The 22,975-nt window shown below is 55.6% G+C and carries 22 protein-coding genes; 9 read left to right on the forward strand and 13 right to left on the reverse strand.

From position 1 onward, the window contains the following. Window positions 1-443: 443 nt before the first annotated feature. The 4 genes from phoR to ACT3XD_RS04960 all read right to left on the reverse strand — a co-directional run bounded on the left by phoR (window position 444) and on the right by ACT3XD_RS04960 (window position 4,020). Window positions 444-1,736, reverse strand: coding sequence for a phosphate regulon sensor histidine kinase PhoR (phoR, locus tag ACT3XD_RS04945; protein WP_192536818.1), 1,293 nt, complete (start codon window positions 1,734-1,736; stop codon window positions 444-446). A 2-nt stretch (window positions 1,737-1,738) separates the two neighbouring features. Then, a complete protein-coding gene (gene phoB, locus ACT3XD_RS04950; RefSeq protein WP_018918480.1) occupies window positions 1,739-2,428 on the reverse strand; it encodes a phosphate regulon transcriptional regulator PhoB in 690 nt (229 codons plus the stop codon). A 108-nt stretch (window positions 2,429-2,536) separates the two neighbouring features. Continuing rightward, window positions 2,537-3,427 (reverse strand): 4-hydroxybenzoate octaprenyltransferase, encoded by an 891-nt coding sequence (gene ubiA, locus ACT3XD_RS04955; protein ID WP_192536817.1) that lies wholly within the window; start codon window positions 3,425-3,427, stop codon window positions 2,537-2,539. 35 nt (window positions 3,428-3,462) lie between these two features. Further along, complete coding sequence (locus ACT3XD_RS04960; protein ID WP_192536816.1) at window positions 3,463-4,020, reverse strand: chorismate--pyruvate lyase family protein; 558 nt, start codon at window positions 4,018-4,020, stop codon at window positions 3,463-3,465. Window positions 4,021-4,106: 86 nt separating this feature from the next. On the opposite strand from ACT3XD_RS04960, the gene ACT3XD_RS04965 reads away from it, so the two are divergent. The 5 genes from ACT3XD_RS04965 to yccS all read left to right on the forward strand — a co-directional run bounded on the left by ACT3XD_RS04965 (window position 4,107) and on the right by yccS (window position 9,525). Beyond that, the gene (locus ACT3XD_RS04965; protein WP_192536815.1) at window positions 4,107-5,300 is read left to right on the forward strand and encodes an NAD(P)/FAD-dependent oxidoreductase; all 1,194 of its coding nucleotides are present in this window, start codon (window positions 4,107-4,109) and stop codon (window positions 5,298-5,300) included. Window positions 5,301-5,405: 105 nt separating this feature from the next. Further along, complete coding sequence (locus tag ACT3XD_RS04970; RefSeq protein WP_018918476.1) at window positions 5,406-5,678, forward strand: HU family DNA-binding protein; 273 nt, start codon at window positions 5,406-5,408, stop codon at window positions 5,676-5,678. Then, complete coding sequence (locus ACT3XD_RS04975) at window positions 5,678-6,034, forward strand: hypothetical protein (RefSeq protein ID WP_192536814.1); 357 nt, start codon at window positions 5,678-5,680, stop codon at window positions 6,032-6,034. Before ACT3XD_RS04970 ends, ACT3XD_RS04975 begins: the two co-directional genes overlap by 1 nt. Before the next feature lie 170 nt (window positions 6,035-6,204). Further along, a complete protein-coding gene (locus ACT3XD_RS04980; RefSeq protein ID WP_192536813.1) occupies window positions 6,205-7,212 on the forward strand; it encodes an MDR family NADP-dependent oxidoreductase in 1,008 nt (335 codons plus the stop codon). Between the two features lie 90 nt (window positions 7,213-7,302). Next, window positions 7,303-9,525 (forward strand): YccS family putative transporter, encoded by a 2,223-nt coding sequence (gene yccS, locus ACT3XD_RS04985; protein WP_192536812.1) that lies wholly within the window; start codon window positions 7,303-7,305, stop codon window positions 9,523-9,525. Between the two features lie 17 nt (window positions 9,526-9,542). Here the strand turns inward: yccS and recG are convergent, their stop codons facing one another. Together recG and ACT3XD_RS04995 are read right to left on the reverse strand one after the other, a co-directional pair. Next, the gene (recG, locus tag ACT3XD_RS04990; protein ID WP_192536811.1) at window positions 9,543-11,621 is read right to left on the reverse strand and encodes an ATP-dependent DNA helicase RecG; all 2,079 of its coding nucleotides are present in this window, start codon (window positions 11,619-11,621) and stop codon (window positions 9,543-9,545) included. After that, a complete protein-coding gene (locus ACT3XD_RS04995) occupies window positions 11,618-12,547 on the reverse strand; it encodes a hydrogen peroxide-inducible genes activator (RefSeq protein WP_018918471.1) in 930 nt (309 codons plus the stop codon). Before ACT3XD_RS04995 ends, recG begins: the two co-directional genes overlap by 4 nt. A gap of 153 nt (window positions 12,548-12,700) precedes the next feature. Here ACT3XD_RS04995 and ACT3XD_RS05000 point away from each other — a divergent pair, with 153 nt between their 5' ends. Then, window positions 12,701-13,582 carry an SDR family oxidoreductase gene (locus ACT3XD_RS05000; RefSeq protein WP_018918470.1) on the forward strand — a complete coding sequence of 294 codons (882 nt, stop codon included), beginning with the start codon at window positions 12,701-12,703 and terminating at the stop codon, window positions 13,580-13,582. A 112-nt stretch (window positions 13,583-13,694) separates the two neighbouring features. On the opposite strand, the gene ACT3XD_RS05005 is transcribed toward ACT3XD_RS05000, so the two are convergent. From ACT3XD_RS05005 to gmk, 4 genes are all read right to left on the reverse strand, one after another. Next, window positions 13,695-14,084 (reverse strand): RidA family protein, encoded by a 390-nt coding sequence (locus ACT3XD_RS05005; RefSeq protein WP_192536810.1) that lies wholly within the window; start codon window positions 14,082-14,084, stop codon window positions 13,695-13,697. Between the two features lie 172 nt (window positions 14,085-14,256). Then, window positions 14,257-16,392 carry a RelA/SpoT family protein gene (locus tag ACT3XD_RS05010; protein WP_018918468.1) on the reverse strand — a complete coding sequence of 712 codons (2,136 nt, stop codon included), beginning with the start codon at window positions 16,390-16,392 and terminating at the stop codon, window positions 14,257-14,259. 25 nt (window positions 16,393-16,417) lie between these two features. Next, window positions 16,418-16,678, reverse strand: a complete 261-nt coding sequence (gene rpoZ / locus ACT3XD_RS05015; RefSeq protein ID WP_018918467.1) for a DNA-directed RNA polymerase subunit omega — start codon at window positions 16,676-16,678, stop codon at window positions 16,418-16,420. Between the two features lie 107 nt (window positions 16,679-16,785). Further along, window positions 16,786-17,400 (reverse strand): guanylate kinase, encoded by a 615-nt coding sequence (gene gmk / locus ACT3XD_RS05020; RefSeq protein ID WP_018918466.1) that lies wholly within the window; start codon window positions 17,398-17,400, stop codon window positions 16,786-16,788. A 180-nt stretch (window positions 17,401-17,580) separates the two neighbouring features. Here gmk and ACT3XD_RS05025 point away from each other — a divergent pair, with 180 nt between their 5' ends. Continuing rightward, the gene (locus ACT3XD_RS05025; RefSeq protein ID WP_192536809.1) at window positions 17,581-18,276 is read left to right on the forward strand and encodes an extensin-like domain-containing protein; all 696 of its coding nucleotides are present in this window, start codon (window positions 17,581-17,583) and stop codon (window positions 18,274-18,276) included. 73 nt (window positions 18,277-18,349) lie between these two features. Here ACT3XD_RS05025 and ACT3XD_RS05030 read toward each other — a convergent pair whose 3' ends face one another. Together ACT3XD_RS05030 and ACT3XD_RS05035 are read right to left on the reverse strand one after the other, a co-directional pair. Further along, on the reverse strand, window positions 18,350-18,601 hold the full coding sequence (locus ACT3XD_RS05030) for a hypothetical protein (protein ID WP_192536808.1): 252 nt from the start codon (window positions 18,599-18,601) through the stop codon (window positions 18,350-18,352). A 69-nt stretch (window positions 18,602-18,670) separates the two neighbouring features. Next, window positions 18,671-19,873 (reverse strand): MFS transporter, encoded by a 1,203-nt coding sequence (locus tag ACT3XD_RS05035; RefSeq protein WP_192536807.1) that lies wholly within the window; start codon window positions 19,871-19,873, stop codon window positions 18,671-18,673. Window positions 19,874-20,080: 207 nt separating this feature from the next. On the opposite strand from ACT3XD_RS05035, the gene ACT3XD_RS05040 reads away from it, so the two are divergent. Further along, the gene (locus ACT3XD_RS05040) at window positions 20,081-20,692 is read left to right on the forward strand and encodes a DNA-3-methyladenine glycosylase family protein (protein ID WP_192536806.1); all 612 of its coding nucleotides are present in this window, start codon (window positions 20,081-20,083) and stop codon (window positions 20,690-20,692) included. An 11-nt stretch (window positions 20,693-20,703) separates the two neighbouring features. Here the strand turns inward: ACT3XD_RS05040 and ACT3XD_RS05045 are convergent, their stop codons facing one another. Continuing rightward, window positions 20,704-21,579 (reverse strand): pirin family protein, encoded by an 876-nt coding sequence (locus ACT3XD_RS05045; protein WP_192536805.1) that lies wholly within the window; start codon window positions 21,577-21,579, stop codon window positions 20,704-20,706. A 246-nt stretch (window positions 21,580-21,825) separates the two neighbouring features. Here ACT3XD_RS05045 and ACT3XD_RS05050 point away from each other — a divergent pair, with 246 nt between their 5' ends. Then, the gene (locus ACT3XD_RS05050) at window positions 21,826-22,851 is read left to right on the forward strand and encodes a PDDEXK nuclease domain-containing protein (RefSeq protein ID WP_192536804.1); all 1,026 of its coding nucleotides are present in this window, start codon (window positions 21,826-21,828) and stop codon (window positions 22,849-22,851) included. The last annotated feature ends 124 nt before the right edge of the window (window positions 22,852-22,975 follow it).

Below are 22,975 nucleotides of genomic sequence, written 5' to 3' on the forward strand. Positions count from 1 at the left end.
ATTCAACCGGCTGCTCATCTGGAGAAATATTACCGCTTGGGTTAGCTGGTTCTTGAGCAAACGCAAATGGGCTTGCCATCAGACCAAATGTTACACCTAAAATACCAGCTTTCTTGAGTAGTTCCTTGGACATCATATTCCGTCTCCTAGATCGCTGTTTAATACCGCATAATTTTAAGGAAGCGCCATCCTGGCTTACCATTTCCTGCGGTAGTCTTCCTTGCTTAAAGTATTGCAGGACCAATGCCAAAAATGACAAAAAAATAAATATTTAATATAAAACAACATCTTACAAAAACACCCACATGCCAAATAGCTTTTCTATTGCCGTTTAAATGGAGCACATACTGGTTAAAAATGGCACATGGGTAACCTTTGACCATAATTGACTGACATCGTGACACACTTGTACAAGGATTATTAAAAGGCAAAAGAAGAGGGCTTTAAAGGACAGCCAATCGAACGGCAGGAAAAACACAGCGGAATAGAGCGCCTTCACCAGGATGTGACTCAACCTGAAGCTGCGCATCATGACGTAACAATACGTGTTTAACGATGGCAAGCCCTAACCCCGTACCGCCCGTGGTGGTGCTGCGGCCTTTATCAACGCGGTAAAAACGCTCGGTTAGCCGGGGGATATGCACAGGATCGATCCCCTGGCCATTATCTTCGATTTCGATACAGGCATCACCGTTCGCCATTGCCATCCAGCGCAGAGTAATCTGGCTACCTGGCGGCGTATAGCGCACGGCATTAAAAGTCAGGTTGGAAATGGCGCTGCGAATTTCCTGCTCACTCCCCACCAACCCCGCATCGTTTTCAATCTCGACACGCACGCTATGCTGGTGGTGCGATAGAGCGAGTGCATCCTGACAAACACTATTCAGAAGGCGCTCAATAGATAGCGGCTGATGATCTTCGCCACCCTGATCAATCTCCAAACGCGACAGCAGCAGCAGATCATTCACCAGATTTTGCATACGCTGGGTCTGCTCCTGCATCTTCTCAATACCCCGGCCTAAGCGGGGCGGAAGCTGGTCGGCCAGATCGCCATAGGTTTCCAGATAGCCCAGAAGAACGGTCAACGGAGTACGCAGTTCGTGGGAAACATTGGCGACGAAATCGCGGCGCATTTGCTCAAGGCGATGTAAACGGGTGATATCCCGCGCCATCACCAAGCGCTCATCGTCACCGTAGAGGGTAATCTGGTATTGCAGGACGCTACGCTCATCAATCGGCGAGGTCAGAGTTAACGGCTCGCTATAATTGCGTGCATTGAAGTAGCTGATAAAGTCTGGGTCGCGCAGTAGATTGGTGATGTGCTGACCACGATCATGCGCTGTCTGCAGGCCCAGCATCTTCGTTGCGGCGCTGTTCCACCACTCAAGATCACCGTGCCGGTCAAGCATGACTACGCTGTCGCGCATAGCCTCAGAGGATTCCTGAATGCGTGCCAGCGTCGCCCGTAATCGTCCCTGGGTGATACGCTGGCTTTTTTGATAGCGATAAAGACGATCAAGCAGATCCCCCCACATGCCACTGGCCGCGGGCGGTTCATTATGCGGATTGAGGGTGAGCCACTGAAAAAGCACGCGTAGCTGACGTAGATGGTAGAACAAGCAGACGGCCAATCCGGCCGACAACCCCAGCCCTGCCGAACCCAATAGCCATCCCAGGCAAACCCCAATGGTCGCTAACCAGGCAATGCGCCACAGCTCACGGCTCCACAGGCGCACAATTACACCCGGGCAGAGAAGCGATAACCGGTACCCCGTACCGTCTGGATCAGGTTCTGATGCACTTCGCCCAATGCTTTACGCAAGCGCCGTATATGGACATCCACGGTGCGCTCCTCAACGTAGACATTGCCGCCCCACACCTGATCGAGCAGTTGGCTGCGTGTGTAAGCCCGCTCCTGGTGGGTCATAAAGAACTGCAGCAGGCGGTATTCGGTAGGTCCCATTTCAAGCGCCTTACCGTGAGCGCTTACGCGGTGGCTAACCGGATCCAGCAGCAGGCCATTGATTTCGATCGGGTCTTCCACGCCGCGTGGCGTGGCGCGACGCAGTACGGCTTTCAGGCGTGCGACCAGCTCGCGCGGTGAAAAAGGTTTGGTAATGTAATCATCCGCCCCCGACTCAAGCCCCTGAATCTTATTATCCTCTTCGCCTTTGGCGGTGAGCATAATAATGGGCAGTTCAGCCGTCGCTTCTTCACGCTTTAGGCGTCTTGCCAGCTCAATACCGCTGGTGCCCGGCATCATCCAATCAAGCAGTAGCAAGTCGGGCTGATGGTCTACCACCAGCGCGTGGGCATCCTGGGCGTTATCCGCTTCAAGCACGCGATAGTCCGCCATTTCCAGCGCTACGGCGATCATCTCGCGGATAGACGCTTCATCATCGACAATCAAAACGGTCTTGGCGGTCATCCCAGGGCCTCACGGTGTTCAAAGAAGGAAATTCAATGACATCTCAGTGACAATAACACCATGACTTGATGACACTTATATGACAAGCATTAATCGCGCTGAGCAGGCTTAGCCCACAACCGGCCATTCGCTAAGCGCAATGCCTGCAAAAATGAGTAGCCCCGCCCAGTGGTTATTCAAAAATGCCTGGAAGCACGGGTCACGCTCACGATGACGAATCAGGCGCTGCTGATGGATAAATGTCGCCGCCATACCGGCAAGCCCCAGCCAGAAAAAGCCGCCTAACCCGACGCGCACGCCGACCCAGGCCAAAAGCGCGAGCGTGGCGATCTGCAACAAGCCAATGATCAGACGATCTGCGTCACCAAAAAGCACTGCCGTTGATTTAATGCCGATTTTCAAATCATCATCACGATCAACCATGGCGTACTGAGTATCGTAGGCCACCGTCCACAGCACGTTGGCAAAAAAAAGTAGCCAGGCATCTAGCGGTACATGCCCTAATACGGCGCCAAACGCCATGGGGATCGCCCAGGAAAAAGCCGCCCCGAGCACCACCTGAGGAAAGTGGGTGTAGCGCTTCATAAACGGATAAATAAACGCCAGTACGACCCCGCCCAGCGATAAGAGCACCGTAAACCAGTTGGTGAGCAGCACTAAAATAAACGCGACCGCCACTAGGCCGATAAACAGCAGCTGGGCTTCGGTTTCACTGATACGTCCGGTTGCCAGCGGGCGATTTTTGGTGCGCTTTACGTGGCCATCAAAATGCCGGTCGGCATAATCGTTCACCACACACCCCGCAGCGCGCATTACATATACACCCGCCACAAAAATAAGCAGTACGTTACGGCCCGGCACACCTTCCGCTGCCACCCAGAGCGCCCACAGGGTCGGCCACATCAATAGCCAAGTACCAATGGGGCGGTCCAGCCGCATCAAGTGTAAAAAATCTGCCAATCGCGCCCACCCGGTTGGCCGCAACAAAGAACGATCCATGCTTACCTCACGAAAAGAAGAGATGCCGAGCAAGCCTACCGCGAAGGCAGGCGAAGATCATTAGCCATAGAGGATAAAAAGTACTCCTGCACGAGCAGTGAAAGCCCGGCGTGCTGAAATACGGAGCGCCGCCCCCAAAGGCTCTCGGCATCCGTTGGGTAAGCAAAGCGTGGAACACAGACGGTGGCCTCAAGCGGGCCGCGGATCAAATCAGGCTGACGAAATAGCCAGCTGCCCAGCGAGCGCTCGCCCAGTTTCTCCAGATGCTGCCCCTTTAACTGCGTCAGAGGCGCCACCGAGCGAGCCACTACCCAGGGCGTATCGCCCACGCAAAGTGCCACCTCACGTAGCCAGGCATAATGACGTAACGCGAGCCCCAAGGCCTGGGCTTCGTCTGGCTGGGGCATGCCGACGCCTTGGCGTAAAAGGCGCACACGAAATGGCCTTTCACTCCCTGCTGCCGTCAGGCGGGCGGTTAACGAATCAGTAGAAGCCACCCACTGCCACCACGAAGCACTCATGGTAGGGCGCAGCGCGGCCACGGGCTGCCAAACAGGGAAAGCGTGTGCTTGCCGAAAAGAGGAAGTCGCCACCGAGTACTCCTGGTCAAAAAAACAGAGCGGGTAGTGTAACATGGTGGTCTTATTGGCTTTTGTTGCACTGACTATTTGGGGATGGCATGCCTGCATCACATACGGTTGATTCCACCAGCGCCCACGCCGAGCTGATCATTATCGGCACGGGAATGGCAGGCATTGGGCTTGCCCGAGCGTTACGCCGTCTGGGCGATCAGCGCAGCATCACGCTGATCAGTGCCGACAGCGGCGATGATTACAGCAAACCGCTTCTCTCGACCGGATTTGCGAAAGGGCTCAAACCCGACCAGCTGGCGAGGCAGTCAGCCACCGACCTTGCTGAAGAGCTGAATATCCAGGTCATGGCCTCTACCCCGGTAGAGCAGGTATCTGCAGACACCCAAACGCTTTGGCTTAGCAATGGACAAACGCTGAGCTACGATGCCCTGGTACTTGCCACCGGTGCCGAGCCCCGGGCACCGTTTGCCATTCCAGCAAGTGTGTCCCAGCACTTTTTTGTTATTAACGATCTGGATGACTACCGTCGATTTTACACCGCTCTGCATGAGCGGCCTGCGCGCATTGCCATTATCGGCGCGGGTCTGGTGGGCTGCGAATTCGCCAATGACCTGCACGCGAGCGGCCATCAGATAAGCCTGATTGCGCCGGAAACCACTCCGCTGCCCAGACTACTGCCTGAACCGCTCGGCGTTGCGCTGGGCGAAGCCTTTGGCGAAGCAGGTATCCAGTTGGCGCTTGGCCGCACGCTGAAGGATATCGACATCGGCGAGGACAGCAGCGTCAAGCTGACACTGGATAATGACGCGGTCATCAACGCTGATATTGTCTTACTGGCCACCGGCCTTGCCCCAAGAACGGGGTTAGCCAAAACAGCAGGGCTTGCCGTCTCTGACCAGGGTATTCAGGTAGACCGTCACCTGCGTACCTCGAATCCACATATCTATGCCCTGGGTGACGTTGCCTGTATCGACAGCATCAACGCCATGTATGTCCAGCCGCTACAGGCCTGCGCCAAGGCGCTGGCGGCAACGCTTTCCGGCACGCCAACCCCGGTAAGCTTCGGCGCCTGGCCCGTTATCGTTAAAACACCGCTATTGCCGGTGGTAGCCTACCCGCCGCTTATCCCACCCGAACGCTGGCGAATTGAGGGCGAAGGGAGCGACATGAGCGCGCTTGGCGAAGATAAAGACGGGAATTTAGTCGGTTTTGCGTTGACAGGGGGCTGCGTGAGACGGAAAGTGGAGCTTTCCAGAGCCGCACCTGCGCTACTGGGCTGATTTTCACCGCGTTCACGACTAGGCTAGATAAGCTAACCCAGCCTGGGTGGCGTTTTTAATAACACCGCTACACTTCATACTTAATTTTAATGAGGGGAATTCCTTATGCGCAAACCTGAACTCGCTGCTGCCATCGCTGAAAGTGCCGATCTCTCCAAAGACAAAGCAGGCCAGGTCCTGAACGTCATTCTGGATGAAATCACCAACAGCGTCGCGAAAGGCGAAGATGTGGCTTTGATCGGTTTTGGTACCTTTACTGTTCGTGAGCGTGCAGCGCGCACCGGTAAAAACCCACAAACAGGCGCTCCTCTACAGATTCCGGCAAGCAAAAACGTTGCTTTCAAGCCGGGCAAAGCGCTTAAGGACGCCGTTTCCTAATGAAGCTCAAGCTGACGCTGTGGCTGCTGAGCTTTATGCTCAAACGCGCCCTGCGCCGCAAGCCGCGCTTTCGTGAACAGCTTGAACGAATGCGCGGCCTAGACTGGGGTATTGCCACGGAAGACTTAACCGTCGCCCGTTACTACCGAATGACGCCAAAAGGCATCACTTCAGGTAAAGGCTTGCCGGTCGATCTGGATCTTGAGCTACGCTTTCGCGATCAAGACGCCGCGTTACGTATCCTCAGGAAACCAACGCAGCAGGCCTTCCTCGACGGAATGCTCAACGGCGAGGTACGCCTTGTCGGTGACTCCGCCGATATGAACAAGCTGCAAAAGCTGCTGAAGTACTTGTAGCGCTACTTCTAGCGGTTACCCGCCACCCTTGGGTGGCGGGCCCCTGCTCTCTTTGCCTATCATCTCCCCGTCATAATGTTATGAGCACGACTTTTTAAACACGCCTTAAATACGCCTTGGGCTTTTATTCGCGGTAACGTTAACACTGTTAATTCGATAACCGGATAGCCATGACCGCATCCATAGTAACCACGATAGGCTTAAAGCTTGCACACTTGCCTACCGGCAAACTACGCCCTGAGCATATCCAAAAGACATTGATTAGCCTGCCCAAAACACCACGGTTACTGTTAAAACCCCGCTATATCAGCGTTGATCCGTATATGCGTACACGTATGCAGCCAGCCGGGTACGACTATATCGAGCGCTGGGCCGTCGGCAGCCCGTTGTCCGGCTGGACGTTGGCCGAAGTAATTGCCAGCAACGGGCCTTCTTTCAAGCGCGGCGATTTCGTCGTAGGTCACCTTCCCATGCAGGAGATCGTTGCTTCTGACGGGCAGCAGCTAACCCCTGTTCCGGAGGGTAGCGATCCAGAAGCCTACCTGCATCCGCTGGGAATGACGGGATTTACCGCCTGGGTGGGTATGCAGCGCTTGGGGCAGCCTACTGCTCAAGATAGCGTACTGGTCAGCGCCGCCGCAGGCGCGGTGGGTTCTATCGCGGCGCAGCTTGCCCAGCACCAAGGGGCAAACGTCATCGTCACGGCCGGGCGGGCCGACAAGCGCGCCTGGCTGCATGACAAAGGATTTAAGAGCGTACTCAATCATCGCAGCCCGGATTATATCGAGCAGCTACATGACGCGGCGCCTTTTGGAATTACGCTTAACTTTGAAAATATCGGGGGGCGCGCCTTCACGACAGCGATTGAATCAATGGCTACTAACGGACGCATTGTGCTGTGTGGGTTAGTAAGCCAGTATCAGACCCGTAATCCGCGTAAAAGCCCTGATAACTTTGCACAGCTAAGGCAAAAAAACGTCGCGGTTCATCCTTTTGTCGTGCCCGACTACTTGCGTTACTGGGATGCCTTTCAACAATTTATGCAGCCGTTAGTCGTTCAAAAACGCCTCGCGTGGAAGCTCGATAAAATTTCCGGCGGGCTGGATAGCGTTGCGCCAGCGCTGATTGGTTTACTCAATGGGGATAATTTAGGTAAACGGGTCGTCGAAATGCCTTAGGCGCACGCCAAGTTAAGCCACAAGCCATAGCAACGACCCAAGCTTAGCGTTTATACTAAAGTCTAACATCGACCCACAACAAGAGCATCTATGCCTATTTCACTGCCGCTTCGGCGTCTTTGGACCCTCGATAAGTTTGCTTATAGTCTGCGCGTTTTTATCGCGTTCAGCGCAGCGCTACTGTTTAGCGGCATAATGGGCGATGTAGCGTTGGTTATTCCGCTTTTCCTGGGAATTATCGCCTGTGCCCTTTCCGAAACCGATGACAGCTGGCAGGGCCGCTTACAGGCGCTGCTGGTCACGCTGATATGTTTTACCTTGGCCTCATTTATCGTGCAGTGGCTTTTCCCTTGGCCATGGCTATTTGCACTAGGGCTGGGAACCTCCACGTTCACTCTGATCATGTTGGGCGCTATCGGTCAGCGGTACGCCACGATTGCCTCCGGCACGCTGATTTTATCGATCTACTCAATGATCAATATTGAGCAGCATGGCGGCGTGGATGCCGACGTGGCGTCTCGCCAGCTGCTGCTCTTAGCAGGCGCCGCCTGGTACGGGGTTATTTCGGTTATCTGGTGTGCGCTTTTTTCCCGTCAGCCCGTCAAACAAAGCATGGCACGAGTCTATAAAGCGCTAGGCGAGTTCTTAATACTCAAATCGGCTCTGTTTGAGCCGGTACGCGGCGTCGATGTCGAGGCTCGCCGAGTGGCCCTGGCGCGCCAGAATGGCAAAGTGGTGGATGCGCTCAATCAGGCCAAAGAGATGATTTTTCGTCGCCTGGAAGGCCAGCGCGGCAGTCAAAAACTTAACCGCTATCTGCGCATCTACTTTATTGCCCAGGACATTCATGAGCGGGCAAGCTCGACCCACTACCCTTATAGCGCGCTCACCGAGGCGTTTTTCCACCACGATGTGCTGTTTCGCTGCCAGCGGCTGTTAGATCAGCAGGGGCGCGCCTGCCGTCAGTTGGCCAAATCACTACTGCTTAACCGGCCCTTTGATCACCAGCAGAGCGAACAGGCGCTTGCTGACCTGAGAGCCTCCATCGATAATTTAAGCGAACGCGGCAAGCCCGAATGGCGTGCCCTGCTGCATCCGCTTAACGCACTCGCCAGTAACCTTGCCACGCTTGAAGCGCAGATTGCCAGTGCGCATAACCCGGACACCACTGATGACCGTCGCGATAGCGCACTTTATGATCGCTCGCCTTCCAGCCTGCTGGAAGCGTGGAAGCGAGTACAGCTCAACTTTACGCTTGGCTCTCCCACCTTTCGTCATGCGGTACGCCTGACAACCGCGCTGATGGTGGGCTACGGTTTGCTTCAGTGGCTGGACCCCGAGCAGGGCTTCTGGATCTTGCTGACGACCCTGTTTGTATGTCGACCTAACTTCGCCACGACGCGGCGCTTTCTTTCCCAACGTATTTTGGGCACGGTGCTGGGCCTTACGGCAGGCTGGGTGTCGATCAGCCTGTTCCCCCAGCCAAGCGTGCAGAGCGTGATTGCGGTGGCCGCCGGTGTCACCTTTTTTGCCAACCGGGAAAAACGTTATGTCGTGGCGACAGCTTCCATCACCTTGCTGGTGCTGTGCAGCTTTAATCAGGTGGGCGACGGCTTTGATCTTATCTGGCCGCGCTTGTTTGATACCTTGATTGGCTCGCTGATTGCAGGGCTTGCGGTGTTTTTCATTCTGCCCGACTGGCAGGGCCGTCGGCTCTACCGTGAAGCCGCAAAGGCGATTACCAATCACCGCCGCTATCTGGATGAAATTGTTCATCAGTATGAAGAGGGCAAGCAGGATGATTTGGCTTATCGCCTGGCCCGGCGTAATGCCCATAACGCCGATGCCGCGCTCTCTACGCTGCTGACCAATATGCTTCATGAGCCGGGACACTACCGTAAGCAGGATGCCGACAATGGACTGCGCTTTCTGGTGCTTTCCAATACGCTGTTGAGCCACCTCTCAGCGCTGGGCGCCCACCGCCATCGCCTGGCGGAAGATGAGGAAGACGCGGCATCGATGCCTTCTGCCAAGCGTATCAGCGAACTGCTGGGGCAACTGTCCGAACAGTTGGATAAACGCCAGTTCATCGCCCCGCTGGATGAGCAGGCAAGCGAGCTACTCGCGCAGCTAAACGAGCAGAGCGTTCACCGGGAAGAGGGGGAAGAGAAAGCGCTGACGCTGTATCGGCCCATTCAAAGCCAGCTACGCCTGATTGCCGAACAGCTGGTGCCTCTAGGCGAAGCGGCTAACCGCTTGACCAGCACGCCAGCCGCTATCGAAGATGCCAACAGCGCTAGCGTCAAGGTATAAGACTTCACCGCAGGCCGCTACACCTGCCCGTAGCGTCCTGCGGCCTCGCCTAGCCAGCGCCGCACCAGTACCGCGGTAATATGCGGCTCGCTTTGCAGCTCGGAGGCCAAGGAGGTCACGCGCTCCAACAGGTCGGCATCGCGTTCCAGGTCGGCAATCTTCATTTGCGCAAGGCCGGTCTGCCGGGTGCCCAGCACCTCACCCGGGCCGCGAATTTCCAGATCCTTTTCCGCAATACGGAAACCATCGGTGGTTTCACGCATGACGCTCAGGCGCTCGCGGGAGCTTTTGGAAAGCGGCGGGTGATAAAGCAGTACGCAGAAGCTTTCCGTACTTCCCCGGCCGACACGTCCGCGCAGCTGATGTAGTTGGGAAAGCCCCAAGCGTTCAGGGTTTTCAATAATCATCAGGCTGGCATTAGGTACATCCACCCCCACTTCAATCACCGTGGTGGCGACCAGCAGATCCAGCTCACCCTCTTTAAAGGCGGTCATCACTTCGGTTTTTTCACTGGCCTTCATACGCCCATGAATCAGGCCGATGGCAAGCTCGGGCAGCGCTTGCGTCAATTCCTGGCTGGTGACTTCCGCGGCCTGGCACTGCAGCGCTTCGGACTCATCAATCAGCGTACATACCCAATAAGCCTGGCGGCCCTCGCTGCAGGCATTGCGAATCCGCTCGACGACTTCGGGGCGACGCTCATCCGCTACCACCACGGTTTTAACCGGGGTACGCCCTGGCGGAAGCTCATCGATGACCGAAACATCCAGGTCCGCATAGGCGCTCATGGCAAGCGTACGCGGGATGGGTGTGGCCGTCATGATCAGCTGGTGCGGGGTTAGCCCGCCCGCTTCACCTTTTTCGCGCAGCGCCAAGCGCTGGTGGACGCCAAAGCGGTGCTGTTCATCGATAATCGCCAGGCCCAGGCACTGAAAATGCACGTCATCCTGAAATAGCGCGTGGGTGCCGACCACCATGCGCGCACGGCCATCGGCAATCGCGGCCTTGGCGTCCAGGCGGGTTTTGCCCTTCAGCTTGCCCGCAAGCCAGGCGACTTCGATGCCCAGTGGTTCAAACCAGGCTTTAAACGCCCGGTAGTGCTGCTCTGCGAGGATTTCGGTAGGCGCCATGATGGCAGCCTGGCAATTGCCGGAAAGCGCGGCCAGCGCGGCCATAGCGGCCACCACGGTTTTTCCCGACCCCACATCGCCCTGCACCAGGCGTAGCATGGGCGCCGGACGGCTTAAATCCAGGGTAATTTCCTCAAGCACGCGCTGCTGGGCACCCGTTAGGGCAAACGGCAGCTGGGCTAAAAAACGCGCCTGCAGGCCGCGCCCAGAAGGCAGCTCCGGCGCGCCGTCGGCCTGAATGCGCAGTCGCACTTCTCGCAGGCTAAGCTGATGCGCTAAAAGCTCTTCCAGCGCTAGGCGGCGCGTGGCGGAATGCTGGCCGCTGGAAAGCTTGTCAATATCCACATCAGGCGGGGGTTGATGCAGTAAATGCAGGCAGGCGTGGAGCCCCGGCAGGTGAAAGCGCTGGCGCAGCGCGTCAGGGATAACATCGGGCAGCACTTCAGGCGCGCTATCCAGTAAGCCTAGCGCCTGCTGCGTCAATGCCCGCAAGCGGGCTTGGTTCAAGCCTTCGGTGGTGGGGTAGATCGGGGTAAAATACTCATCGACCGGCGTTTCACCCGCCGTATTCAAGCGATACTCGGGGTGATAAATTTCAAGCCCGGTGGCCCCGGCCCGCGCTTCACCAAACGCACGTACCGAAACGCCTGGGCGTAGCTGCTGCTGTTGAGCAGGCGAAAAGTGAAAAAAACGCAGGCTTAAAATACCGCTGCCGTCGCGCAGGCGTATCAACAAACTTCGACGCCGCCCCTTGACGACATCCGAGGCGGTCACCTCACCTTCGATCACGGCTTCCTGGCCGGCGCGTAGCAGGCCGATCGGCGTTAGCCGGGTACGGTCCTGGTAGCGCAGCGGCAGGTGGAAAAGCAGATCACTAACGTGTTCAATGCCCAGCCGCGAAAGCTTGAGCGCTAACGCTTCACCGACGCCTTTAAGCGCAGTAACGGGCCCGTTAAGATCGCTCATGAGTGCGCTTTACCCTTTTGAGCAGGCTGTTGGCACTGGCTGATGGCATCCACTAGGGCATCGATCGCTTTAGGGCGCGGGAAGCTGGCCCGCCAGGCGATCGCCACCGTCCGTGAAGGGGCTGGGTCGACGAAGGGGCGGCTCTCAAGCATGGCATTTTCATATTGATCGGTTCCTAATGCTGACTGCGGCAATACGGTAATCCCTAGCCGTGACGCCACCATATGGCGAATGGTTTCCAGCGACCCGCCCTCGGCAATCAAGGTGTTATTCGGGTTATTAAGCTTTTGGGTAATCGCCGGACACGCTTCAAGAATCTGGTCCCTAAAGCAGTGGCCTTCACCCAACAACAGCAGGCGCTCTTCCAGCAACTCCTCTTTACGAATAGCCTCGCGCTCAACCCAGCGATGGTTTGCCGGTATCAATACTTCAAATTGCTCTTCGTAAATAGGCTTGGTCACAATATCGGTTTCAGTAAACGGTAGCGCCACAATAATGACATCCAACTCACCGTTTTTGAGCTTAGCACGTAACGTTCCGGTCATACCTTCTTCAATATACAGCGGCATTTGCGGCGCAATATTGGCAAGTGCGGGAATCAGGTGCGGAAATAAATACGGGCCGATGGTGTAAATAGCCCCGATGCGTAGCGGATTCGAGAGCTGATCTTTACCGGCACTGGCCATTTCATAAATCAGCCGGCTTTGCTCCAGCACACGCTGGGCCTGAGCGATGATCTTCTCGCCAAGTGGGGTTACCTGAATCGTGGACTTGGAGCGCTCAAACAGCGGTATATCCAGTTCCTCTTCAAGTTTTTTCACCGCCACAGAAAGCGTTGGCTGCGATACATGGCAGCGTTCAGCCGCACGACCGAAGTGGCGCTCTTGGGCAAGGGTTACGATGTAGCGAAGTTCTGTTAAAGTCATAACGGCGCCAGTGGGCATCCTCTCGTAGCAGCTCGTGACTAACATCATGGCAGTCAGCGGGACGGAAAAGGATAAGCAAACCCTGCTGACGATGTCATATCTCGCAGGGACTTTGTATCCAATAGGGAATTTTTATCAAAAGGAGTGGATAAGGTGAAGCTAACTGTACTGATTATCGGTTGTGGTGATCTTGGCATTACCTTAGGGCGCGAGTTAATTGATGAGGGACATCGCGTCATTGGCGTACGTCGTAAAACAGCGGCATTAAAAGGCACAGGCATTGAGCCCCTGGCGCTTGACCTTAACGAACTTGATGAAACCAACGCGTCTGCACTTCCCCAGGCAGACTACGTAATTTATAGCGTAAGCGCCGACCGCTTTGAAGAAAGCGCTTATCAAAGTGCCTACCCAGAAGGCCTGAAGCGAGTGCTGAGCGTGATGGAGCAGCACGAAAAGCCGCCGCGCCGCGTCTTCTTCGTATCGTCGACCAGCGTGTATGGCCAGCAGGAAGGCGAAGAGGTCAACGAGGAGAGCCCCACTGGCCCCACCAGCTTCTCCGGCATGCTGATGTGTGAAGCCGAACAGATGCTGTTTGATCACCCGCTACCCGGCACCGTTGTGCGCTTTTCAGGTATCTATGGCCCAGGCCGTGATCGCTTGATTCATCAGGTAGCGGAAGGCCGTATCGCCGCCGTTACGCCGGTTATCTACTCCAACCGCATTCACCGGGACGACTGTACCGGTATTCTGGCCCACTTGATCCGCATTCAGGAAAGCGGCCAGCCGCTTGCGAACCTGTACCTGGGTAGCGACTGCGAGCCGGTCACCATGCATAACGTGATGGCCTGGATTGGAAAGCAGCTCAAGGTGGAATCTACCGATACCATGCAGTCGCCGCTGCGCCGCCGGGCCAGCAAGCGGTGCGATAACCAGCGTATTCTCGAAACCGGCTACCAGTTTAGCTACCCAAGCTACCGTGAAGGATATGCACAAATACTCAAAGAGGGCGGCTTTTTAAAGCCTCAGAAAGCCTGAGCACTACAAGCGCACAGCAGCGTGAAAGATACATAAACGCTGGATAAGTAAACGTTAGATACACACCGGCCAGACGCTAACCATTGCGTCTGGCCGGTTTTTTTACGGCGTATTAATCACCGATAACCATAACGGCTTCGGCTTCTACCTGGCTGCCTTTGGGAAGCGCTTTCACACCCACCGCGGCGCGGGCCGGAAACGGTGAGGAGAAGAACTCTTCCATCACTTTATTGACGATGGCGAAGTTATCCAGATCGACCAGATACAAATTCAGTTTAACCACATCGCTAAGCGATCCCATCGCCTCTTCGCATACCGCTTTCAGGTTGGCAAACACCTGACGCGCCTGCGCTTCAAAATCCTCGGACACCAGCTCCATGGTGGTCGGGTCCAGCGGAATCTGACCAGAAAGATAGACCGTATTACCGGCTTTAATGGCCTGCGAGTATGGACCAATCGCGGCGGGGGCTTTATCGGTATTAATAACAGCTTTGTTGCTCATACGATGTCTCGCTCCTGAGTTCTTAACATTAGTTTTAACATTAATAGTTATTTAGCGTTAATTATCTAACTAGCTTATTTATCTAACGTTTTTATTAGAATATGAAGACTCGCCGCCATAGCACGGCATGGCCGATGCACAATAACGATTCAGCCAAACGGGTGTTACGGCTTTAATTGGTCATACGCGTAATTTTGCTTACATTAGGCAAGTTACGGATACGCTTGATAATGCGCGCAAGATGAACGCGACCTTTCACAGACAGGGTTAGATTGACCGTAGAGAGACGCGCATCGCGTTCTTCGATACCGATGCGCTCAATATTGGCATCGGCATCGGTGACAAGGCCAGCAAGCTCGGCCACAAGGCCGCGGCGGCTTTCAATTTCAATTCGCAGCGCCACTGGGAAGTCTTCATCAATGGTTTCAGACCACTCCAGGGTGAACAGCTTGTCCGGGTCGTTTTTATGTTCAATAAGATTGCGGCACTCGGCGCGGTGAACGACAAGCCCCTTGCCCATGGAGAGATGCCCGAGCACCGGGTCGCCGGGTAGCGGATGGCAACAGCGTGCAAAGTTGATCACCATGCCTTCACCGCCGCTGATCAATACGGCTTTGCCGCTATCAACCGCGGCAAAATTAGCATCGTGACGCCCGCCGTGAGCGATATCGACTAATCGTCTGGCCACTACGTGCGCCATACGGTTGCCTAATCCCAGCGACTCTAGAAGCGCATCCTGGGAGGCCACATCCAACTCTTTAAACGCCAGCTTGAGCAGATTCTCATCAAGCTCTTCCAGGCTGGTTTCAAAGGGTGTGAGCGCCTTATTAAGCAATCGACGGCCCAGGGTAATCGCTTCAGTCTGCTGCTGATGCTTCAGGGCATGACGAATCGCCGAGCGCGCCTTCGCGGTGGATACAAAACTCAGCCAGGCAAGGTTAGGGCGTGCGCCGGGCGCGGTAATGATCTCAAGCGTCTGACCGCTTTCCAGGCGCGTTGAAAGCGGCGCCAAGTGACGGTCGATACGGCAGGCAATACAGTTATTGCCGATATCGGTATGCACGCTGTAGGCAAAGTCGATCACCGTCGCGCCCTGAGGCAGCTCCATGATGTCGCCCTTGGGGGTAAACACGTAGATATCATCGGGGAACAGGTCGTTTTTGACGTGTTCGATAAATTCCAACGAGTTACCCGCATGGCGCTGCATTTCCAGAAGCCCCTTGACCCAGGCGCGGGCGCGGGCGTGGCTGCCTTCGGCAATCGGATGGGTCGTTTGCCCTGCTTTATAAAGCCAGTGGGCAGCGATGCCGTTATTAGCCATGGCCTCCATCTCTCGGGTGCGGATCTGGACTTCGATCGGCATGCCGCGCGGGCCAAACAGCGTAGTATGCAGACTTTGATAGCCGTTGGCCTTGGGGATGGCAATATAGTCTTTAAAGCGCCCCGGTACCGGCTTATACAGGTTATGCACCACGCCCAGGATACGATAGCAGCTGGCTACGTCCTCGGTAATGATACGGAACCCGAACACGTCCATGATTTCTGCAAACGGCTTACGCTGGTCGCGCATCTTCTTATAGATCGACAGCAGATGCTTTTGCCGTCCCACCACCGTGCCTTGAAGCACTTCGTCATCCAGGCTTTGCTGTAGCGATGCCTGAATTTCACGCATGGCGCTGCGCCGATGGCCACGCGCGTTGGCTACGGCCCGCTTGATGCGCTCTGAGCGCATGGGGTGGATCGCCTGAAAGGAGAGATCTTCAAGCTCGATGCGGATCGTATTAATACCCAGCCGGCCAGCAATACGCGCATATATCTCCAGCGTTTCACGGGCAATGCGGCGTTTTTTATCCGGCCTGAGCGCGCCGAGGGTGCGCATGTTATGCAGCCGGTCGGCAAGCTTGACGATAATGACGCGAATATCCCGCGACATTGCCAACACCATCTTCTGAAAATTTTCCGCTTGAGCCACGGCTTTATCTTCAAAAGTGATTTGAGTCAGCTTGGAAACGCCATCGACAAGCTCCGCCACGGGCTTGCCAAACTGGGCCGCCAGGGCTTTCTTGGAAACGCCGGTATCTTCGATGACATCATGCAGCATGGCCGCCATCAGGCTTTGATGGTCCATGTGCATATTGGCCAGAATATTGGCGACCGCCAGCGGGTGGGTAACGTAGGGCTCGCCTGAACGCCGACGCTGGCCGTCATGGGCCTGCTCGGCGTAGTAAAAGGCGCGTTTGACCTGCTGGATCTCGTCCGAGGGTAAGTAGCCGCCGAGTCGATCGGCCAGGTCATCAATGGTGAACATTTACCGCGCCCCTATCCGTTCAGCCTTAGTCGTCGATCTGAGCGCTGGGCGCCATAGCAGGGCGCGCGCGAACAGGTGCTTCAACCGGCTCGTCGAGTACGGTGTGATCGACAAGACCTGCGGCAATTTCACGCAGTGCCATTACGGTGGGCTTGTCATTTTCCCAGGCCAGTTGGGCATCGCGCGAACCGCGGGCCAGCTGACGAGCACGCTGGGTGGAAATCATCACCAGCTTGAAGCGGTTTTCGACATTTTCCAGACAATCTTCAACAGTTACGCGAGCCATGGGGGCCTTCCTGTAATGACAACGCCGGGCCGACGTTGTTGGATAACGTCACCGACCCAGCGAAAAGTGTGATGATAGGACCTTATAGATTACTCGACGCTAGGCGCTTATGACAAGAGCGCATCGAGTAGCGGGGCATGCCGCTCGCTGACAGTGGCGAGCGTTAGACGACGGCTGATCACCAATGACTGCAGTTCTTGAAGCGCCGTGGTGAAGTCATCGTTAATCACCAGATAATCATACTCGTTAAAGTGTGACATCTCGCTAACCGCATCGCGCATACGCCGCGCGATTACCGCATGCTCGTCGGTACCGCGACTCGCCAAGCGGCGCTCCAGCTCATCGCGCGACGGAGGCAGAATAAAAATGGATACCGCATTCGGCATTTGCTCGCGTACCTGCTGCGCGCCCTGCCAGTCGATTTCCAGGATCACATCCTGCCCCGCCTCCAGCAGCGTTTGCGCTGCCTTGCGCGACGTGCCGTAGTAATTATCGAAGACTTTGGCATACTCAAAGAAATCGCCACGCTTAATCATCGCCTCAAAATCCGGCACGTCGATGAAATGGTAATTCACACCATCCACCTCACCCTCACGCTTAGCACGCGTAGTGTGCGATACCGAGACCTGAATGCCATCAAGACTTTCAATCAGCTCACGAACCAAGCTGGTTTTGCCCGCACCTGACGGCGCCGAAACAATAAAAAGCGTACCTTGGGACATTAAGCGCTTCCCTAGTTAGCGAAAAAGAAAACATGGTTTAAAAAAACTTAGTTTAAAAAAACACGGCTTAAAAACATAGCGGGCGAAACACGTAGCCCAACAACAAGTTTATAAAGGTGCGCAGTATCGCACACCCACCGCGTGGACTGTAGCGTTTGCGTGAATACACAAGGAGGTTAGATGCGCAGCACACTGTTTATATTATTGCTGATTGCCATTGGGGTAGCCGTACAGAAAGGCATTATTGAAATCCCTCGCCACTGGGCGCCGTGGGCTCCTCTTTATGTCGATGACCCAATCACTCCTATCACTCAGCTGAAAATTAAACGTTTAAGCGGTGACAGAGAAGCCTGCCTGGCCGCGCTGGATACCGTGCCCGATGGCGAACTTAGCTATACACCCCTTGCCGATTATGCGCCCACAGCAAGCTGCCCACTCACCAATGTTGTGCGTATGCAGTCCAGCAGCGTGCGGTTTAACCAAAGCTTTGTTGCCACCTGCCCGCTGGCCCTTGCCTGGGTGATGTATGAACGCCATGAGTTACAGCCTGCGGCCCAGGAGATAATGGGCAGCCCTGTTCGCCAGGTTGATCACGTGGGCAGCTTCGCCTGCCGTAATATCTATCACCGAGAAAACGCCCGGCGCAGCGAACACGCGACAGCTGAAGCGCTGGATGTCATCGGCTTTCGATTCGAGAATGGACAGCGCATTACGCTGATCAAACACTGGGATGATGAAGGAAGCGTTGGAGAGTTTTTACGGGCAGCGCGGGATGGCGCTTGCGGCACGTTTGGTAACGTATTGGGGCCTGATTATAACGCCGCGCACGCCGATCATTTTCATATGGGCATGCGCGGCTTCAGGCTATGTCGTTAACATCTAGCTCGTTAACATCTATCGCAACGTGGCTGAATACTGATTGCGTCATAGCCGGTGCTGAATATAGCGCTTAATCCAGGCTGATATCTTCTCGGTCGGTCGCGGCACCAGTAGCTGCGCCAACGCCGCCGCCGATCACTGCACCCTGACCGATGCTGCCGCCGGTTGCCGCTGCCGCCCCGGCGCCTACCGCCGCGCCAACACCTGCGCCGCTGGCCGCACGTTCACCGGTGGTCGTACCGCAGCCTGCTAAGCCTAGCGTTAATGCGGCAATAGCACTGAGGGTCAAAATACGCGATTTTTTCGTCATTTGAGTATGCATGGGGTCACCTCCTTATGGGTTGCACCCTATACACATTAGAGACGATTAGGCTATTTTTCCACTTTCGTGCTACCGGGCGTGGGCGGCCACTGGCTCAGGGCTACGTTTTTCAAGCCATTTTCCGAAGAAGAAAATAGCCAGTCCACAGAGTGCCAGACCGGTACCCACCGGCCCCGTGCTCGACCAGTCAAAGCCTGCGCTGATCACTAGCCCGGCAAGCCAGGCACCCAAAGCATTAGCACCGTTGAACGCCGCATGGTTAAGCGAAGCCGCCATGGTCTGAGCATTGCCCGCCACATCCATTAACCGGGTTTGCAGTGACGGGGCAAGCGCCATACAGGTGCCCACCAGGCCGACAAACAAGAGCCCTGACCAGACGTAATCGGCGGCAAAGTAGTACCCGCCCTGAATAACGGCGCACCAGATCAGAATGCGCGGAATAGCACGCATCAGGTTTCTGTCGGCCATGCGCCCGCCGACCAAGTTACCGATAATCGATCCAATGCCGAAAATCACCAGCACCAGCGGTCCCAGTGCCTCGCTCATGCCCGCCTGCTGCGTCAATGTCGGCATCACGTAGCTGAAAATCGAGAACATGCCGCCACAGCCTACGCAGGCAATCGCAACCGTCACCAGCACGCGCTGTTTCACCAGCGCCGACAGCTCACGCAATGGGCTTGCCAGCGCATCGAAGGGCTGTAAAGGTACCCATAGCCGAATCAACATAGCCGTCAGCAAGGCAATGACGCCTACACCCACAAAGGCGATCTGCCAGCCAAACTGATTTCCCGCCCAGGTGCCCAGCGGTGCGCCAATCAAGATAGCCGTCGTCAAGCCCAGCATGACCCGTGAAATGGCCCGGGCGCGCTGATCAACCGGCACGGCTCCCGCAGCAACCAGCGCGGCCACACCAAAGTAAGCGCCATGCGGCAGGCCCGCGATAAAGCGCAGCCCCACAAACGACCAGAACCCCGGCGCCATGGCACTGGCAATATTGCCCACGGCAAATACCAGCATCAAAACAATCAGTAACGCCCGCTTGGGCACGCGCGCGGCCAGGGCGGAAATCAGCGGCGCCCCCACCACAACGCCCAGCGCATAGCTGCTGATCGCATAGCCGACTTGCGGCACACTGACCGCCAGATCCCCCGCGACGCGGTTCATCAGCCCCATGATCACAAATTCACTGGTGCCGATACCAAATCCACCTAGCGCCAAGGCGAATTCGGCCAGACGCGGATTACGCGCCAGCCCCTGGGTCGACTCTTGCATTTTTTCTCCCAACGCACGCCTGGCGTGCTGCTCTTGCTAATGGCTAACAGATAATGATCGCAAGACTAGACGAAAGTATAAATATGTTCAGCAAAATATTAGCAGGCGAATATTTCACTTTAACAAGCTAGCCATTGAAGCACGCCCAGGTTTGAAGGCTTAATAAACACCAACGCCTATCGATGTTCTACATAAGGAAGGCCGTTTATGACCCCTGAAACAATCGAACACGCCATGCAGGCGTTAGCCAAGGCTGACCCGGATATAGCTCGTGCCCTTCCGCTGGTGGGTGCGCCTTCACCACGCGTGCGTGATAAAGGCTTTGCGACGTTCTTCTCCACCATCGTTAGCCAGCAGCTCTCCACCGAAGCAGCCCGCGCGATTATGGGCCGGGTGAATACCCTACTGCCCGAGCTGCACGCCAAGGCGGTCATCGACACCGAAGGTCAGGCACTACGCGATGCGGGTCTCTCGTGGCGCAAAATCGAGTACGCCAAGGGGCTTGCAGAAGCAGAGCTTGCCGGCACCTTCAGTGCCGACGGGCTTGAGCATCTAAGCGATGAAGAAGTGATTGCCACGATTACCCAACTGCGTGGCTTTGGGCGCTGGAGCGCGGAAATCTACCTGATGTTCTCGCTCAAACGCCCGGATATCTTTCCCGCCGACGACCTCGCCCTGCGCGTAGCCTTAGGCCGCTTAAAAGGCCTTGACGACAAACCCACACCCCAGCAGGCGCGAAAGCTTGTGGAACACTGGGCGCCTTGGCGCAGCGTGGGCTCGCTGTTTCTGTGGCATTACTATCGCGGCGAACCGGTTTAAGGCGAACGCCGCTAAGCGCTCAGCCCACCAAATTTTCCGGCCTGATAGTCCTCGACGGCCTGAACGATCTCATCCCGGGTAGTCATCACAAACGGCCCATGGGAGTAAACTGGCTCGTCGATGACATCGCCATGGCCAAACAACAGCTGGGCATCGCTTGCGGCTTCAATCACGACGCTGTCGCCATCCCGGTCCAGCTCGACCAGTTGGTGAGGCTTGGCAGGCTCACCACCCACCGTAACGTCGCCATTCACGATATACAGAAACACCTGCCGCCCAGGGGCAACGGGCAGCTGCTCACGTGCTCCAGCAGGCAGCTTAAGCGTCGACATAAACACGTTGGTTAACGTCTCGATAGGACCGCGCGTATCGCCCCACTCCCCGGCAATCAGATTAAGCTCAGCGCCGCCCGGCAGCGTAATCGACGGGATTGAATCCTGTTGCAGCCCCACATAGCGCGGCTTGCTCATTTTCAGGCGCGAGGGCAGGTTGATCCACAGCTGCAGAATTTCCAGCGGGCCACCCTCACGCAAAAACTCAGGCGGTGAGATTTCCGCATGCACAATACCGCTGCCCGCCGTCATCCACTGCACGCCGCCTTTATGAATCACGCTCTGGTGCTTAGCGCTATCGGCATGGGCAAGCGAGCCTTCCAGAATAAACGTTACCGTTTCAAAGCCGCGGTGTGGGTGCGGACCAAACGGCAAGCCTTGATTATTGGCCGGGTAAACCTGCGGGCCGTGGTGATTCAGAAACAGAAAGGGGTCAAGCTGCTCAAGCTGACGCGCAGGCAGGGGCCGCCGAGTGGTTAAATCACCGATATCATCGCGGTGTGCCGGGTGCAGGGCGATAACGCGGCGAACTGAGCTTACGGATAAGTCCGACATAAAATACTCCTTAACGATTACCTTTAGCTTAAAACCTAAGCCAAAGGATGAGGAGCGAATAGTTTTCTTTGGATCGTTCTAGGAAATTGATGAGTGCTTAACTACGTATCGGCTAATGCTTAACGACTGATGTCTTCTTCAAGCGGTCAGTTTAGCGGCGGCTTACGCTTATATTTTCACAGGTAAAATTTGCTATTGTTGAGGCCGACCTAGTTGCCATCTTTTATTACGCCTGAGGTTAAGCCTATGACTGAGCAGAACCCAGCGGCCTTTAGCGACCTTGTTAGCGCAATTACCCAGCAGATAGAACAAGCACGCGGACAGGTGCGCCAAGCCGTCAACACAGCCATGGTGCAAAGCTACTGGGAAATAGGCCGCTTGATTATCGAGCATGAGCAGCAAGGCAGCAGCCGTGCGGAATACGGCAAGCAACAGTTACAGCAGCTTTCGAAACAACTAACCGAACGACTGGGTAAGGGATTCGACGTCACAAATTTGCGTAATATGCGTCAGTTTTACCTGGGCTTTCCAATTCGCGACGCAGTGCGTCTCGAATTGAGCTGGACCCACTACCGCACCCTCGTACGGGTGGAAAATGCTCAAGCACGCGACTGGTATTTGCAAGAAGCGATCAATCAAAGCTGGAGCGCGAGAGCTTTAGAGCGTCAGATTAGCGCCCTCTACTACGAGCGCCTGCTAGCCAGTCAGGATAAGGCGCTAGTAGAACAGGAAGCAAAGGCAAACACCCAGCCGCTGGCGGAAACCGCCAAGGACTACCTGCGCGACCCTTACATCCTGGATTTCCTCAACCTGCAGGATAAAACCTATCAGGAAAGCCGGCTAGAGCAGGCCATCATCAGCAACCTGCAGCAGTTTTTACTGGAACTTGGCAAAGGCTTTGCTTTTGTGGAGCGCCAGCAGCGCATCCGTTTTGATGATGAGGACTTCTACATTGATCTGGTGTTCTACAACTTCAAGCTGAAGTGCTTTTTACTGGTAGACCTGAAGCTCGGCAAGCTCAAGCATCAGGATATCGGCCAGATGGATACCTATGTGCGTTTATATGATGAGCAGCGTAAAGGCAGCGATGACAACCCCACCATCGGCTTGGTGCTATGCAGTGAGAAAAGCGAAGCCGTAGTGAAGTACTCGGTACTGGCTGACCAGAAGCAGCTGTTTGCGGCGAAGTATCTGCCGTATTTGCCTTCCGAGGAAGAGCTCAAACGTGAGCTGGAGCGCGAACGGGCGCACGCCATTGAACAGCTTCAGTAACCGACATCGAGTAACGAATGAATTAGTAGTAAAAGTACGCCAAACACCGCTGTCACCACATAGCGCCAAAATCAAAAGTAGGCTTAGCCAAGCATTCTCTATTTGATTAGTATGACTTTTGATT

This window comes from Halomonas sp. AOP7-B1-5 (genome assembly GCF_052353045.1).
GTDB lineage: Bacteria > Pseudomonadota > Gammaproteobacteria > Pseudomonadales > Halomonadaceae > Vreelandella > Vreelandella colorata.

What these genes read in the sequence shown, in the direction of transcription:
- ACT3XD_RS05035 (WP_192536807.1), bottom strand. Translation starts at nt 19,873, where the DNA reads ATGCAAGAGTCGACCCAGGGGCTGGCGCGTAATCCGCGTCTGGCCGAA.
- ACT3XD_RS04980 (WP_192536813.1), top strand. Translation starts at nt 6,205, where the DNA reads ATGACCGCATCCATAGTAACCACGATAGGCTTAAAGCTTGCACACTTG.
- ACT3XD_RS04965 (WP_192536815.1), top strand. Translation starts at nt 4,107, where the DNA reads ATGCCTGCATCACATACGGTTGATTCCACCAGCGCCCACGCCGAGCTG.
- ACT3XD_RS05025 (WP_192536809.1), top strand. Translation starts at nt 17,581, where the DNA reads ATGCGCAGCACACTGTTTATATTATTGCTGATTGCCATTGGGGTAGCC.
- ubiA (WP_192536817.1), bottom strand. Translation starts at nt 3,427, where the DNA reads ATGGATCGTTCTTTGTTGCGGCCAACCGGGTGGGCGCGATTGGCAGAT.
- ACT3XD_RS05005 (WP_192536810.1), bottom strand. Translation starts at nt 14,084, where the DNA reads ATGAGCAACAAAGCTGTTATTAATACCGATAAAGCCCCCGCCGCGATT.
- recG (WP_192536811.1), bottom strand. Translation starts at nt 11,621, where the DNA reads ATGAGCGATCTTAACGGGCCCGTTACTGCGCTTAAAGGCGTCGGTGAA.
- ACT3XD_RS04970 (WP_018918476.1), top strand. Translation starts at nt 5,406, where the DNA reads ATGCGCAAACCTGAACTCGCTGCTGCCATCGCTGAAAGTGCCGATCTC.
- gmk (WP_018918466.1), bottom strand. Translation starts at nt 17,400, where the DNA reads ATGTCCCAAGGTACGCTTTTTATTGTTTCGGCGCCGTCAGGTGCGGGC.
- phoB (WP_018918480.1), bottom strand. Translation starts at nt 2,428, where the DNA reads ATGACCGCCAAGACCGTTTTGATTGTCGATGATGAAGCGTCTATCCGC.
- ACT3XD_RS05030 (WP_192536808.1), bottom strand. Translation starts at nt 18,601, where the DNA reads ATGCATACTCAAATGACGAAAAAATCGCGTATTTTGACCCTCAGTGCT.
- yccS (WP_192536812.1), top strand. Translation starts at nt 7,303, where the DNA reads ATGCCTATTTCACTGCCGCTTCGGCGTCTTTGGACCCTCGATAAGTTT.
- ACT3XD_RS04975 (WP_192536814.1), top strand. Translation starts at nt 5,678, where the DNA reads ATGAAGCTCAAGCTGACGCTGTGGCTGCTGAGCTTTATGCTCAAACGC.
- ACT3XD_RS05050 (WP_192536804.1), top strand. Translation starts at nt 21,826, where the DNA reads ATGACTGAGCAGAACCCAGCGGCCTTTAGCGACCTTGTTAGCGCAATT.
- ACT3XD_RS05010 (WP_018918468.1), bottom strand. Translation starts at nt 16,392, where the DNA reads ATGTTCACCATTGATGACCTGGCCGATCGACTCGGCGGCTACTTACCC.
- rpoZ (WP_018918467.1), bottom strand. Translation starts at nt 16,678, where the DNA reads ATGGCTCGCGTAACTGTTGAAGATTGTCTGGAAAATGTCGAAAACCGC.
- ACT3XD_RS05040 (WP_192536806.1), top strand. Translation starts at nt 20,081, where the DNA reads ATGACCCCTGAAACAATCGAACACGCCATGCAGGCGTTAGCCAAGGCT.
- ACT3XD_RS05045 (WP_192536805.1), bottom strand. Translation starts at nt 21,579, where the DNA reads ATGTCGGACTTATCCGTAAGCTCAGTTCGCCGCGTTATCGCCCTGCAC.
- ACT3XD_RS04995 (WP_018918471.1), bottom strand. Translation starts at nt 12,547, where the DNA reads ATGACTTTAACAGAACTTCGCTACATCGTAACCCTTGCCCAAGAGCGC.